Raw genomic sequence first — 13,729 nt, 5'->3', positions numbered from 1 at the left:
GGCCGTGGAGCGGTACAGCCGTGGGGCGGACCTCCGGGTCCGCGAATCCATCTTTGGATAGACGCGCACTGCGGAGGCACGGGGTAGCTTGCGAGGGGGTGACGGCGAGCGCTCCCGCCCCGTGCGGGTCCGGCTCCGTCAGGCATCCCGCCCCCAGGCCCGCCGGACGCCGGGACCCGGTCCGCGGCCACGTACCCGCCCAACGAGGAGGATCGCATGCGCAGGTTCCGCAGTACGATGACCGCAGTGGCCGTAGTGCTGGTGGGCGGCTGCTCCGAACGCGCGGCGGTCACCACGCCCGAAGTCGTTCCGGAGGAGTCGCCGCGGCGGGGCACGGTGGTACAGCCCAACTTCGTATACGTCCAGAACGCCGACTTCTACCTGAACGGCAAGCCGTTCAAGCACGTGGGGGTCAACGCCCCGCAGCTGCTCTACCAGACCAACGACCAGATCCGGTACACGCTCGACCACCTGGAAGGTGCCGGGGTCCGGCAGGTAAGGGTATTCCTGCCGAACGACGGGATGGCCGGAAACAACTTCAACCCGTCGGGGATCGTCGGACGGCTCCAGTTCGTCCTGGACGAGGCGATTCGCCGCGACATCCGGATCACGGTGGCGCTCACGCACAACTACTTCCAGGACGTCTGGGCCAGCCTGGGGAACGGGGGGAAGCTCGTGGCCTACGGCGACCGCCCCTTCTACACCCGCGCCCTCGGGAACGGGGCCTTCATGCTCGACGACCGCTGGATCGACTGGGGGTACGCCGGCAACGGGAGCGGGCTCGGGAGCTACAAGGACCTGGCCTGGGCGGTGACCTCCCGTTTCAAGAGCCACCCGGGCGTCTTCGCCTGGGACATCGCCAACGAGGTGAACGGAAACCTGGGGGTCAGCGCCAGCCACAGCGCCTGGATCACCGGGAGGCTGGTGGCCTTCTACCGGGACATGGCCGCGACGATCAAGGCGGCCGACCCGAACCACCTGGTCACCACCGGGATCATCAGCACGGGATGGGCCGGCCTCAACGACACGCAGCGGCGCCAGCTCTACGAGGACCCGAACATCGACTACATCGTGGTCCACGAGTACAACAACCCCCCGAACAGCGCCGAGAAGGACGACATCTGGCGCGCGAACAACTGGTTCAACCCGCGCAAGCCGGTGGTGATCGAGGAGTTCGGGATCGAGGCGGCGCGCACGGACTTTTCGCTGGTGGCGAACTATTACTCCGACATGTACAACAACCGCGGGGTGGATGCCATCCTGCAGTGGGGGGTGCAGTTCAGCTGTCCCGCGATCGGAGGCGCGGACTGGGGGAGCGGCGACCACGTGTTCGGGCCGTGCGAGCAGAACCGGCTCCTGCAGTACAAGGACCTGTGGGCACGATGGGCCGGGGCGCTGGACCGCCGCAACGGCGGAAGCGATTTCCCCGTGAAGCTGGTGCAGGCGATCTGGCGCAGCAACCGCAAATACACCCGGCGGGTCCCCGTCGCCTCCGACGGCACGCTGCAGTGGGGCTCCGCCAGGGGATGGACCGAGGAGTGGGTCCCGAACGGCCTCCCCGGCTCCGGATCCATCCAGGCGTACGACATCGTCACCTGGCCGAGCCGGCGCATGATGGAGAGCGTGTGGCGCACGGACACCGGGTACTGGCGCATCATCAACCGCAACCCCGGCGGGGAGGTCGACTGGTGGGGATCGAGCGGCTGGTCGGCCCCTGTCGGCATCGGGACCCTTCCCGGCTCGGGGAGCTACCAGGCACAGAGCGACTTCGTGTACCCGAACGGGTCCACGCTCATGCAGGCCATCTGGCGCGGTGGCCAGGGGTGGTACCGGACGGTGCCCATGCTGAACGGCGAACCCAACTGGGGAGCCGCAAGCGCCTGGTCGGGCCCGGTGGCGCTGAGCACCCTCCCGGGCTCCGGAACCGTTCAGGCACAGGACGAGATCGTCTACACCAGCGGATCCGCGCTGATGCAGTCGTTCTGGCGCGGCGACCAGGGGTGGCACCGGACGGTGCCCATGCTGAACGGTGCACCCAACTGGAATGCGGCGAGCGTCTGGTCGGGCCCGGTGGCGCTGAGCACACTACCCGGCAGCGGGAGCGTACAGGCACAGGCCAACCACTACACCGGCTGGCCGCGGTAGCGCGGCGGGCGGAGTGAGCCGGCGGGGCGGGCCTCCGGGTCCGCCCCGCCGCGCGTCCGGCCGCTGGGCGCAGGGTTGTACGAACCGCGCGGCGGATCTATATTACAAGGCTCTGCTTCGGCGCCTCGGGCGAGTTCCCGACGGGCGCCGGCTTTGGCGTTTGCGATTTCCCGCGTCCCGGCACGGCACCGTGTTCGACCAGCTCAGCGAAAAGCTCGAAGGCGTGCTCTCCGGCCTCCGCCAGCGCGGGGTCCTCACCGAGCCCATGATCCGCGAGGGGCTCCGGGAGATCCGCCGCGTCCTGCTGGAGGCCGACGTCAACTACCAGATCACGCGCGACTTCATGAAGCGCGTGGAGGAGAAGGCGCTCGGGGAGCGGGTGCTCAAGTCGGTGTCCCCGGGGCAGCAGCTCGTCAAGGTGGTGCACGAGGAGCTGACGGCCATGCTGGGGGAGAAGCGCTCCGCGCTCGCCATCGCCCCCACCCCGCCCACCGTCATCATGATGGTGGGGCTGCAGGGCTCCGGTAAGACCACCACCGCCGGGAAGCTCGCGCGCAAGATGAAGCGCGAGATGCGGCAGACCCGCCTTGTCGCGTGCGACGTATACCGCCCCGCGGCGGTGGACCAGCTCCAGACGCTGGGCGAGCAGGTGGGGGTCCCCGTCTACGCCGAGCCGGGCTCGCAGGACGTGCTGGGGATCGCGCGGCGCGCGCTGGAGACCGCCACCCGCGAGCGCGACCGGGTGGTGATCTTCGACACCGCCGGGCGCCTGCAGATCGACGAGGAGATGATGGACGAGCTGAAGCGCCTCAAGGAGGCGCTGAAGCCCACCGAGATCCTCTTCGTCGCGGACGGCATGACCGGCCAGGACGCGGTCACCATCGCGCAGGGCTTCGACGAGGCGCTGGACGTCTCCGGGGTGGTGCTCACCAAGATGGACGGCGACGCCCGCGGCGGCGCGGCGCTCTCCATCTTCGGCGTCACCGGCAAGCCCATCAAGTTCCTGGGCGTCGGCGAGAAGCTGGACGGGCTGGAGGACTTCCACCCCGAGCGGATGGCCGGACGCATCCTGCAGCAGGGCGACGTGGTCTCGCTGGTGGAGAAGGCGCAGGCCGCCTTCGACCAGGACCAGGCCGCCAAGCTGGAGCGGAAGATGATGGGCTCCGGCCGCTTCGACCTGGACGACTTCCTGGTCGCCATGCGGCAGATCCAGAGCCTGGGGCCGCTGGAGAACCTGCTGAAGATGATCCCCGGGGTGAACTCCAAGATGTTGAAGAACGTCAAGGTGGATCCCAAGCGGATGAAGCACCTGGAGGCGATCATCCTGTCCATGACCCCCGAGGAGCGGAAGCGTCCGGAGATGCTGAACGGCTCGCGCCGCGCGCGCATCTCCCGCGGCTCGGGGCGCCCGGTGGTGGAGATCAACCGCCTGCTGGCGCAGTTCAAGGACATGCAGAAGCTGATGAAGCAGATGAAGGGCCTCCAGGGGATGATGCCCCGCGGGGGAGCCCTTCCGAGGATGCCGTTCGGCGGCGGGATGCCGTTCGGACGGTAGGGAGTGCGAAGTGCGAGGTACGAGGTGCGAAACTACGATCGCACTTGGCACTTCGCACTTCGCACTGGTTTTCTAGATCGTCCGCGCACCGTGGGCCGGCCGAGGAGCCGGCGGCGCAGGACGCCACCCGTTCAACACCAGGAGTCCAGGAATGGCGCTGAAGATCCGCCTCCGCCGCATGGGCCGGAAGAAGGCCCCGCACTACCGCATCGTGGTCGCCGAGAGCTCGTTCCCGCGCGACGGCCGCTTCGTGGCCAACGTCGGGCACTACAACCCGACCACCAACCCCGCCACCCTGGTCGTGAACCGGGACCTGGCGCTCTCCTGGCTCGGCAGGGGCGCGACGCCCACCGACACGGTGCAGTCGCTCTTCAAGAAGGCCGGCGTCTACAGCGACGCGCCGTCGGTGGTGGAGACCGCCACGGAGGCGGTGAGCGGCGCGGCCGACCGGGCCGCCGACGCCGTGAAGGGCGCGGCGTCCGCCGTGGCCGAGACCGCCGCCAGCGCGGCCTCCGCGGTGGTGGAGACGGTCCGTGACGCCGCCGAGGCGGTCGCGGAGCGGGTGACCGGCGGCGACGAGGAGGCCGCTCCGGCCGAGGCCCCCGCGGCGCCCGCCGAGGGCGAGCAGCCGCAGGGCTGACCCGCGTCCCGCGGAGCATCCCGATGGCCGGGAGCGAGCCGGAGTTCCTCGCGGTCGGTACGGTGCAGAAGCCGCACGGGATCCGCGGCGAGCTGTTCGTGCGGGTCGAGACGGACCGCCCCGACGCGGTGTTCACCGAGGGGCGCGTCCTCCTCCTGGGCGACGCGGAAGGAAAGCCGGCGGGCGGCTCGCTGACGGTGGAGCGGGCCCGGCCCTTCAAGGGCGGGTTCCTGCTCAAGGCCGCGGGGCTCTCCTCGCGTACGGAGGAGGTGGAGGCGCTGCGCGGCAGCTCGCTCCTCATCCCCGCCGCGGACGCCGCGCCGCTGGAAGAGGGCGAGGTCTTCTTCCACCACCTGGTCGGGATGAAGGTGGTGGCCGACGGCGAGGAGGTCGGCACCGTGCGCGACGTGTACGAGGCGCCCTCCGGCCACCTCCTGGGGGTGGCCCGTCCCGGGAAGCGGGAGCTGATGCTTCCCTTCGTGCGGGAGATGGTGCGCCGCGTGGACGTCGAGGCGCGGGAGCTGGAGATCGACCCGCCGGCCGGCCTGCTGGATCTTTGATGCGGATCCACCTGGTCACGCTCTTCCCGGAGTTCTTCCGCGGGCCCCTGGGGCTCAGCATCCCCGGGCGGGCCGCGGCGGCGGGGCTGGTGGAGTACGACTTCGTGAACCTGCGGGACTTCACCCACGACCGGCATCGCACCACCGACGACTACCCGTTCGGCGGGGGGGCCGGGATGGTGATGAAGCCGGGCCCCTTCTTCGAGGCGGTGGAGTCGCTCGCCCCTCCGGGGGAGGAGCGGCCGCGGGGGAAGGTCCTGCTCATGTCCGCGCGGGGGAAGCGCTTCACGCACGAGGACGCGGTCCGCCTCGCCGTGGAGCCGGAGCTGACGCTCCTGTGCGGGCACTACAAGGACGTGGACCAGCGGGTCCCGGAGGGGCTGGGGGCGGAGGAAGTCTCCCTGGGGGACTTCGTCCTTTCCGGCGGCGAGTTCGCGGCGCTCGCGATCGTGGACGCCGTGGTCCGCCTCCTCCCGGGCGCGATGTCGGACCACGAGTCCGCGTCCACGGATTCGTTCTACGAGGGGCTGCTCAGTCCGCCCTCGTACACCCGGCCCGCGGAGTTCCGCGGGATGAAGGTCCCCGAGGTCCTGCTCTCGGGCGACCACGCCAGGATCGAGGCCTGGCGGCGCGAGCAGGCCGAGCGCCTGACGCGCGAGCGGCGCCCCGAGCTGTGGGAGCGCCTGGAACACAGTTGACGTTGGGCGTCGAGCCCCCGCGGATGCGCGGAGCGCCGGCTCAACCTCTCCACTTTTCGAACACCGAGGGCCATACAATGCACGCGTTCATCGAGACCCAGCAGGAGTACATGCGGACGGACGTCCCCGAGTTCCGTCCGGGTGACACGCTCCGCGTCAACGTCCGCGTCCGCGAGGGCGACAAGGAGCGCATCCAGGCGTTCGAGGGCATCTGCATCGCCCGCAAGCACGGCGGGATCTCCGAGACCTTCAAGGTCCGCAAGATCTCCGGCGGCGTCGGCGTGGAGCGCACCTTCCCGCTGCACTCCCCGATGATCGCCTCCATCGAGCGCGTCCGTCAGGGCCGCGTCCGCCGGGCGAAGCTGTACTACCTCCGCGCGCTGCGCGGGAAGGCTGCCCGCATCAAAGAGCTCCGCACCCGGTAAGGTAAGCGGCTCGGTAAATCGCGTGACTCTGCGTTGCCCTGCGCGCGGCTCCCTGCGGCGTGAAACGACCACGCCTCAGTCGCCGTGCTCGGGCGCCTTGATTCACGCGATTTTCCTTCGCCGTCACGTTCACGCCGGGGTTTGAACGGCAACGGCAACGACGGGGATGGCGAAGAAACGTCGCGCAAACGACGAACGGCTCCGGGATCCGCTCTCCATCGAGCGCGGGTTCTGGAGCCGCGGCGTTTCGGTGCTGGCGGGGGTGGACGAGGTGGGGCGGGGGCCGCTGGCGGGGCCGGTGGTTGCGGCGGCGGTGATCCTCCCCGCGGGGCTCTGCCTAAACGGGGCGGACGACAGCAAGCGGATTCCCGAGGCGCGGAGGGAGGCGCTGGTGGGGGAGATCTGCTCGTGCGCGACGGCCTACGCGGTGGGGGCCGCCTCGGCGCGGGAGATCGACGCCGTCAACGTTCGCCGCGCGACGGCACTCGCCATGCAACGGGCGCTGGCGCGGCTCCCGGTGCGCCCCGACCACCTCCTGGTGGACGGGCTCCCGGTCCCGGAGCTGGGGCTGAAGGCGCAGACGGCGGTGGTGGAGGGGGACCACAGGGTGCACTGCATCTCGTGCGCGTCCATCCTCGCCAAGGTGGTGCGCGACCGCCTCATGGCCCGCCTCGCCGCGCGCTATCCGCAGTACGGCTGGGAGCGGAACAAGGGGTACGGCACCCCCGAGCACCTGGAGGCGCTCGCCCGGTTCGGCCCCACGCCCCACCACCGCCGCTCGTTCGCGCCGGTGCAGCTCACATCGCAACGAACCTGACCAGAATGCATACCGAGCACCTGCAGAACGTCCGCCCCTCGTGGATCGCCTTCGGCTGGTTCGCCGCCGCCGCCGTCGTCGGTCTGGCGCTGGTGGTCCTCGCCTCCGTAGGGATCCTCGACCCGGCGGCCGACTCGGGGGGCGGGTGGGTGCTCCTGGCGGTCCTGGTGGGCTTCTTCTCCGGAGGGTGGCTGGTGGGCTGGCGCACGGGGACCGCCCCGGTGCTCCACGGGGTGGGGATCGGCCTCTTCTCGCTGGTCGTCTGGTTCTTCGCCAACCTGCTCGCCAGCCTCCTGGACGTGGCGGGGTGGACCGGCCTCAGCCCGACCGTCGCCGCCGCCTCGCTCCTCCTCCAGATCGGCGCCGCGGTCTTCGGCGCGTGGTACGGAACCCACCACCACGCCCTCAACACCGCCGCCGACGACTGAGCCGGGGGCCCGCTGTCGCACTTCGCACATCGCACCTCGCACTTTCGCACTCCCGATGTCGTACGCAGAAAAGATCGCCGCGGAGCTCGGGCTCCGCGTGCCGCAGGTCCGGGCCGCGCTGGAGCTGCTCGGGGAGGGGAACACCGTCCCGTTCATCGCCCGGTACCGGAAGGAGGCCACGGGCGAGCTGGACGAGGTGCAGATCCGCGACGTGCGCGACCGCCACGAGTACCTGTCCGAGCTGGACGACCGGCGCCGCGCCATCCTGCAGTCGGTGGAGGAGCAGGGAAAGCTGACGCCGGAGCTGCGGGCGGCCATCGAGCGGGCGGACACCAAGGCGGCGCTGGAGGACCTGTACCGCCCCTTCAAGCCGAAGCGCCGCACGCGCGCCACCATCGCGGTGGAGCGGGGGCTGGAGCCGCTCGCCGACCTGCTCTGGGCGGGGGAGAGCACGGACGCGGGGCTGCTGGTGGCGGCGGCGGCCTTCGTGGACCCGGCGAAGGAGGTGCCGACGGCGGAGGACGCACTCGCCGGGGCGCGCGACGTGGTGGCCGAGCGCGTGGCGGACGACGCGGCGGCCCGCGCCTTCGTGCGCGAGCGGACCCGGGAGCGCGGCGTGCTGGAGAGCAGGGCGGCGCGCGGCAAGGAGGGCGAGACCTCCAAGTTCCAGGACTACTACGACTTCTCGCAGCCCGTGAAGCAGCTCCCCGGGCACCGCGTCCTCGCCATCCGGCGAGGCGAGGCGGAGGAGTTCCTGGTGGCGCGGATCGTGGCGCCGGAGGAGGAGATCGGGGCCGGGCTGGCGCAGCGCTTCGTCGCCCCCAGTCGCGCGCCGGAGCAGATGCGGCTGGCGGTGGAGGACGCGTACCGGCGGCTGATCGCGCCGTCGGTGGAGGTGGAGCTGCGCATGGAGCTGAAGACCCGCGCGGACGAGGAGGCCATCGTCATCTTCGGGCAGAACCTGGAGGCGCTCCTCCTGGCCTCCCCCGCCGGGGAGAAGACCGTGCTCGGGGTGGACCCGGGATACCGCACCGGGTGCAAGCTGGCCGTGGTGGGGCCCACGGGGGCGCTGCTCGCTACCGGGCACGTCTACCTCCACCAGGAGGACCGCGCGAAGCGCGACCTGGCGAGGATCATACAGGAGCACGGCGTGGAGCTGGTGGCGGTGGGGAACGGCACGGCTAGCCGGGAGACGGACGCGCTGCTGCGCGCCGTCGTTCGCGACCTCCCGGCGGAGGCGCGGCCCACCGTGGTGATGGTGAACGAGGCGGGGGCCTCCGTCTACTCCGCGTCCGACCTGGCGCGCGAGGAGTTCCCGGAGCTGGACCTCACCATGCGCTCGGCGGTCTCCATCGCGCGGCGGCTGCAGGACCCGCTGGCCGAGCTGGTGAAGATCGACCCCAAGTCCATCGGCGTGGGGCAGTACCAGCACGACGTCTCCCAGACCCGCCTCAAGCGGCGGCTGGACGAGACGGTGGAGAGCGCGGTGAACCGGGTGGGCGTCGAGGTGAACACCGCGTCCCCCTCGCTCCTCTCCTACGTGGCGGGGATCGGCCCGTCGCTGGCGCAGCGGATCGTGGAGACGCGCGACCTGCAGGGGGCGTTCCGCTCGCGGAAGCAGATCCTCGGCGTGCAGGGGCTGGGTCCGAAGACCTTCGAGCAGGCGGGCGGCTTCCTCCGCGTCCGCGGCGGGGAGCACCCGCTGGACGGCTCGGCGGTGCACCCGGAGCGCTACGCGCTGGTGGAGACCATCGCCCGGGACATCGGGGTGGGGCTGGGCTCGCTGGTGGGGAACGAGGAGGCGATCCGGCGCATCGAGCCCCGGAAGTACGTGGGCGACGGGGTGGGGCTCCCCACGCTGGAGGACATCCTCGCGGAGCTGCGGAAGCCGGGGCGCGACCCGCGCAGCGCGTTCGAGGCGCCCGCCTTCCGCGACGACGTGCAGACCGTGGCCGACCTCAAGCCCGGGATGGTGCTGCAGGGGACGGTCACCAACGTGGTGGCGTTCGGCGCCTTCGTGGACGTGGGCGTCCACCAGGACGGGCTGGTGCACGTGTCCGAGCTGTCCGACCGCTTCGTCCGGGACCCCAACGACGCGGCGAAGGTGGGCGACCGGGTGACGGTCCGCGTCCTCTCGGTGGACGTGCCGCGGAACCGGATCGCCCTCAGCATGAAGTCCGGGTCGGGGCAGGGCGGCGCCGGCGGAGGGCCGCGGCGCGAAGGCGGGAAGCGCGAAGGTGGGAACGCGAAGACGCCTGCCAGGCCGGCGGAGGTGAAGCCGGGGACGGCTCCCAACGGGATGCGGATCGTCACCCGGAAGTAGCGCGCGGGGGGTGCGGGGCAGAGCGGGCTTGACGCTGCCGCTCCGCGCCCTATTTTCATTCCCACATCCGCGGGAGCAGCACCGCTCCCGCACGTCTCTGCACCGGACCGCAAGGGTCCGGTGCCCTCCGATAACGGCAAACCCGTCGAAAGGCGGGGACGCAAAGCTACGAGGCTAAAGTGGACGCGCCCGCGTCCGCCACGCCAGTCGAGCCGCCGAAGAGGATCCTGCCATGCAGAAGCCGCGTTCCGGCGTCCGCTCCGCCGCCCCGTTCCGGGGAGATTCCACCGACAGCTCCGAGTCCCGCTTGCCGCACCGCCGCCGGTGTGCCTGGGCCGCACTCATGCTCGCCGCCGTGCTCGGGGGCTGCGACGTGATCCCCACCGGGAGCTCGCTCGCGAGCTCCGCCGACGTCGCGTCGGCAGAGCGGGACTTCACCGCGACCGTGAACCAGCACCGCGCCTCGCTCGGGTGCCCCGCGCTCGTCCGCGACGACCGGGTGGCCGCGGTCGCGCTCGCGCACAGCCGCGACATGGCCACGCGCAACTACTTCAGCCACAACTCCCCGGAAGGCGTCACCCCCTGGCAGCGGCTCGCCAGTGTCGGGGTGCGCTACGCCACCGCGGGCGAGAACATCGCCTGGGGCGTGAACTCCGCGGGGGAGGCCTACTCCATGTGGATGAACAGCGCCCCGCACCGGAGGAACATCGAGAACTGCGCCTTCACCCACCATGGCGTGGGCGTGTACGACGGGCGCTGGACCCACGTGTTCATCCGCCCGTCCTGAGCGAACGGCGCGGCCCCGCGGGTTGAGACGACCTCCTGAAACCGTTATATTCGGGGCTTCGTCCCGACCGCGGGGCGTTAGCTCAATGGTAGAGCAAACGGCTTTTAACCGTTAGGTTCTGGGTTCGAGTCCCAGGCGCCCCACCTGCTTGCCGAAAGCCCCGCGATCGCGGGGCTTTCGGCGTTTCACGGCATGCGCCTGGCTCCCCACGCCGCGCCTGTCTCGCCCTCCAGCGTCCCCTGTATCCGGTCCCCCTCCACCCGCCCGGCGAACCGTCGCCCCGCGCCCGACCCGCCCGCCGCCTCCGGGAGTGTGAAGGTGATCCGGTCCCCCACCAGCTTCACGTCCCGCAGCGGCAGCTCCCGTCCCCCCGCGCGCACCGTTCCCTCGACCCGCTGGAACTCCTGCCGGAGCCGCAGCGCGTAGCGTTCGCCGCCCGGCCCCATAACGCTCCACGAGCCGCCCACCTTCGCCGGGACCACCCAGAAGAAGACGCGCGGCCCGAACTCGGCGCCGGGCCGGCGGACGGTGACCATGCTGTCCGGCGCCCAATCGCCCATGGAGAAGGAGTGCGAGACCACACGCGTGCCGGGGCGGAGCTGCTCCAGCAGGATCGGGCGGAGCTTGAGGTTCACGCTGGCGGGGAGGTAGAGCGTGACCACGGTGGCGGGGCGCAGGTCGGCGGCGAACAGGTCGCCGTGCACGAAGCGGACGCGGCCCGCCACCCCGGCCTCCCGCGCGTTCTCCTCGGCGCGCTGCACCAGCCGGGCGTCCAGGTCGATCCCCACCCCGCGGGCGCCGTACAGCCGCGCCGCCTCGATGGGGATGCGCCCGTCGCCCGAGCCCAGGTCGTAGACGACATCGTCCGGCCCCGGGGCGGCGAGCGCCAGCATCTCGTGCACCACCTCCATCGGGGTGGGGACGTAGGGGGCCTCGGAGACCGGGCGCTGCGCCGCCGCCGCGCCGGGGAGCAGGGCGGCGAGCGCCGCGGCGAGGAGCGCGCGGGAGGCGCGGGACGAAGCTGCCATGGCGGTGCCCCCTTCGGAAGGGTGAGACTGCGGCGCTACCAGGTGAACACGTCCAGGATGCTGGAGTGGTCGTCGGTCCAGGCGCCGACGCCCGGCTTCAGGCGGGCGGTGCGCCAGCGCTTGTCGTCGGCCAGCATCCCCAGCGCCTCCTCCTCCCGCGCCGCCAGCACCCAGGTGGAGGCGTTCTCGTACGGCGTGTTCGGGGGGAGCCCCCAGGCGCCCACCCGCGCGGCCAGGCCCAGGTCGCGGACCGCGGCCGCCACCACCGACTCCAGGTCCAGGTAGCGGTTGCTGACGTGCACGGCCAGGCGTCCGCCGGGCTCCAGCCGATCCAGGTATACCTCCAGCGCCTCCCGGGTCAGGAGGTGCGTGGGGATGGCGTCCGAGGTGAAGGCGTCCAGCACGATCAGGTCGTACCGGGGCGCTCCCTCCCGCGATTCACGGGCCAGCGAGAGCCGCGCGTCGCCCAGGACGACGCGGGTCTCCGCGGGGGAGTCCGCCAGGTAGGTGAACAGGCGCGGGTCGCGGGCGATGCGCTCGATCCCGGGGTCGATCTCGAAGAAGGTCCAGGCCTCGCCTTCGGCCGCGTAGGCGGCCGTGGTTCCCACTCCGAGCCCCACCACCGCCACCCGCTGAGGGCGGGTGGAGAGCCCCTGCGTGGCGAAGACGTCGCCCAGCGGCCCGGAGCGGACGTAGTACGTGAGCGGGTCGCGGCGGCGCTCCGGCGCCTTGCTCTGCGCACCGTGCAGGGTGGAGCCGTGCGTGAGGACGTGGAACCGCTCCCGGCCGGCCTGCGCCGTGACCCGGTAGTGGCCGAAGAAGGAGCGGTCCGCGTGCAGCGTCTCGGCGGCGCGGAAGTCCTCCGCCGCGCGCAGGGCGTACACCGAGCCCAGGCAGAGCGCCAGCCAGAGGGGCGCCCGCCCCAGCACCAGCCCCAGCAGCGCCACGAAGACCGCCGCCATCGCCACGAACACCGGGGCGGACAGGGCTTCCGGGTCGCGCCCCAGGAGGAGGTAGAGCGCCACCGCGAACCCGGCGGCCCGCAGCGCCGTCGTGGCGTGCTCGGAGAGCGGCCGGCGCCCCTCCGGCCAGGGGCGCGCCAGGACGGCCAGCACCAGCACCAGCGGGTACTCCCAGGTGTGGTCGAAGACCGCCGGCGCGACCAGCACGTTGAACACCCCGCCCAGGACGCCGCCCACCGACAGCCACAGGTAGAACTCCGTGAGGTGCCGCGGGGCAGGCCGGCGGCGCGCCAGCTCGCCGTGGCAGACCATGGCCGTCACGAAGAAGGCCGCCAGGTGGATGGGGACCGCCACCGCCGGCCGGTTGAGGGAGCTCCCCAGCAGGAGGTAGATCACGGCGACGAGCAGGGCCGGCTGCACCCGCACCATCCACTCGTGCCGGAGCGGCGGCCGCTCCGCGAAGACCAGCGTGAAGGTGAGCAGGTACAGCGCAAGCGGGAGCACCCAGAGCAGCGGCGCCGAGGCCAGGTCCGTGGTCAGGTAGGTCGTTACCCCCAGCAGCAGGCTGGACGGGAGGAAGGCGAGCGCCACCCAGGTCGCGCGGTCCCGCAGCGATACCGGCGCCGCGTCCGGCGCGCCGGCGCGCGCACGGGCGGCCGTCCCCGTGGAGGGGGCGTGCCGCACCAGGAAGGCGCAGGCGGCCAGGAGCAGCACCAGCCCGGCGTACCCCGCCGCCCACACCCAGCTCTGCTCGGCCAGCCGCAGCCGCGGCTCCAGCAGGAAGGGGTAGGAGAGCAGGGCCAGGAGGCTCCCCAGGTTGCTGGCGGCGTACAGCCAGTACGGGTTCCGGGCGGCGGGCGAGCCGCTCTCCGCGAACCACCGCTGCAGCATGGGGCTGGTCGCCGCCAGGACCAGGAACGGCAGCCCGACAGTGCCCAGCAGCAGCGCGAGGAGCCACGGGATCGGCGCCCCCCCTCCCGGCGGTGCGGCGCTCCCGACGGAGAGCGGAAGCGCCAGTCCGGCGGCCAGAACCAGCGCCAGGTGCAGGGCGGCCTGTCGGCGCACGCCCAGCCAGCGGGTGGTCAGGTGCGCGTACAGGTACCCCCCCAGCAGCGCGGCCTGGAAGAAGAGCATGCAGGTGTTCCACACCGCGGGCGAGCCGCCCAGCAGCGGGAGCACCATCTTCCCGAACATCGGCTGCACCAGGAAGAGCAGGAACGCGCCCGCGAAGATCGCGGCGGCGTACGCGGCCACCAGCAGCCGCGCGCCGGGCTTCGGCACGGCCAGGGTGCCGGCGGTCGCGGCGGGGGGCAGGGCCTCCAGCGACGTCTCGGGGGTCGGAGTGCTCAAGGGCTCACGTG

At 71.9% G+C, this 13,729-nt stretch carries 12 protein-coding genes, 1 tRNA gene and 1 riboswitch; of the genes, 11 read left to right on the top strand and 2 right to left on the bottom strand.

Features of this window, described 5'->3' with window-relative positions; all coding sequences use genetic code 11:
* The first annotated feature begins 216 nt into the window (after window positions 1-216).
* The 11 genes from VGR37_00735 (at window position 217) to VGR37_00685 (ending at window position 10,521) form a co-directional block, all read left to right on the top strand.
* Window positions 217-2,145 carry a hypothetical protein gene (locus tag VGR37_00735; GenBank protein HEV2145919.1) on the top strand — a complete coding sequence of 643 codons (1,929 nt, stop codon included), beginning with the start codon at window positions 217-219 and terminating at the stop codon, window positions 2,143-2,145.
* A 160-nt stretch (window positions 2,146-2,305) separates the two neighbouring features.
* Window positions 2,306-3,700 (top strand): signal recognition particle protein, encoded by a 1,395-nt coding sequence (gene ffh / locus VGR37_00730; protein HEV2145918.1) that lies wholly within the window; start codon window positions 2,306-2,308, stop codon window positions 3,698-3,700.
* A 151-nt stretch (window positions 3,701-3,851) separates the two neighbouring features.
* Window positions 3,852-4,340: a 30S ribosomal protein S16 gene (gene rpsP / locus VGR37_00725; GenBank protein ID HEV2145917.1), complete on the top strand. Its 489-nt coding sequence runs from the start codon at window positions 3,852-3,854 to the stop codon at window positions 4,338-4,340.
* 23 nt (window positions 4,341-4,363) lie between these two features.
* On the top strand, window positions 4,364-4,900 hold the full coding sequence (rimM, locus tag VGR37_00720; GenBank protein ID HEV2145916.1) for a ribosome maturation factor RimM: 537 nt from the start codon (window positions 4,364-4,366) through the stop codon (window positions 4,898-4,900).
* Window positions 4,900-5,598, top strand: a complete 699-nt coding sequence (trmD, locus tag VGR37_00715; GenBank protein ID HEV2145915.1) for a tRNA (guanosine(37)-N1)-methyltransferase TrmD — start codon at window positions 4,900-4,902, stop codon at window positions 5,596-5,598. The genes rimM and trmD overlap by 1 nt, the downstream gene beginning before the upstream one ends.
* Before the next feature lie 77 nt (window positions 5,599-5,675).
* Complete coding sequence (rplS, locus tag VGR37_00710; GenBank protein HEV2145914.1) at window positions 5,676-6,023, top strand: 50S ribosomal protein L19; 348 nt, start codon at window positions 5,676-5,678, stop codon at window positions 6,021-6,023.
* Window positions 6,024-6,189: 166 nt separating this feature from the next.
* Entirely contained in the window at window positions 6,190-6,840 is a 651-nt protein-coding gene (locus VGR37_00705) for a ribonuclease HII (protein HEV2145913.1), read from the top strand.
* Window positions 6,841-6,845: 5 nt separating this feature from the next.
* Window positions 6,846-7,268, top strand: a complete 423-nt coding sequence (locus tag VGR37_00700; protein ID HEV2145912.1) for a hypothetical protein — start codon at window positions 6,846-6,848, stop codon at window positions 7,266-7,268.
* 55 nt (window positions 7,269-7,323) lie between these two features.
* On the top strand, window positions 7,324-9,591 hold the full coding sequence (locus tag VGR37_00695) for a Tex family protein (protein ID HEV2145911.1): 2,268 nt from the start codon (window positions 7,324-7,326) through the stop codon (window positions 9,589-9,591).
* Between the two features lie 125 nt (window positions 9,592-9,716).
* A riboswitch (cyclic di-GMP riboswitch) is annotated at window positions 9,717-9,811 on the top strand.
* Between the two features lie 12 nt (window positions 9,812-9,823).
* The gene (locus VGR37_00690; protein ID HEV2145910.1) at window positions 9,824-10,378 is read left to right on the top strand and encodes a CAP domain-containing protein; all 555 of its coding nucleotides are present in this window, start codon (window positions 9,824-9,826) and stop codon (window positions 10,376-10,378) included.
* Between the two features lie 71 nt (window positions 10,379-10,449).
* A tRNA-Lys gene (locus tag VGR37_00685) sits at window positions 10,450-10,521 on the top strand.
* A gap of 42 nt (window positions 10,522-10,563) precedes the next feature.
* Here the strand turns inward: VGR37_00685 and VGR37_00680 are convergent.
* Entirely contained in the window at window positions 10,564-11,406 is an 843-nt protein-coding gene (locus tag VGR37_00680) for a methyltransferase domain-containing protein (protein HEV2145909.1), read from the bottom strand.
* A 35-nt stretch (window positions 11,407-11,441) separates the two neighbouring features.
* Window positions 11,442-13,718 carry a fused MFS/spermidine synthase gene (locus VGR37_00675; GenBank protein ID HEV2145908.1) on the bottom strand — a complete coding sequence of 759 codons (2,277 nt, stop codon included), beginning with the start codon at window positions 13,716-13,718 and terminating at the stop codon, window positions 11,442-11,444.
* Between the last annotated feature and the right edge of the window lie 11 nt (window positions 13,719-13,729).

Source organism: Longimicrobiaceae bacterium (genome assembly GCA_035936415.1).
GTDB lineage: Bacteria > Gemmatimonadota > Gemmatimonadetes > Longimicrobiales > Longimicrobiaceae > JAFAYN01.
Note: the sequence above shows the minus strand (reverse complement) of the source record. Positions and strands in the feature narration are given on the sequence as shown.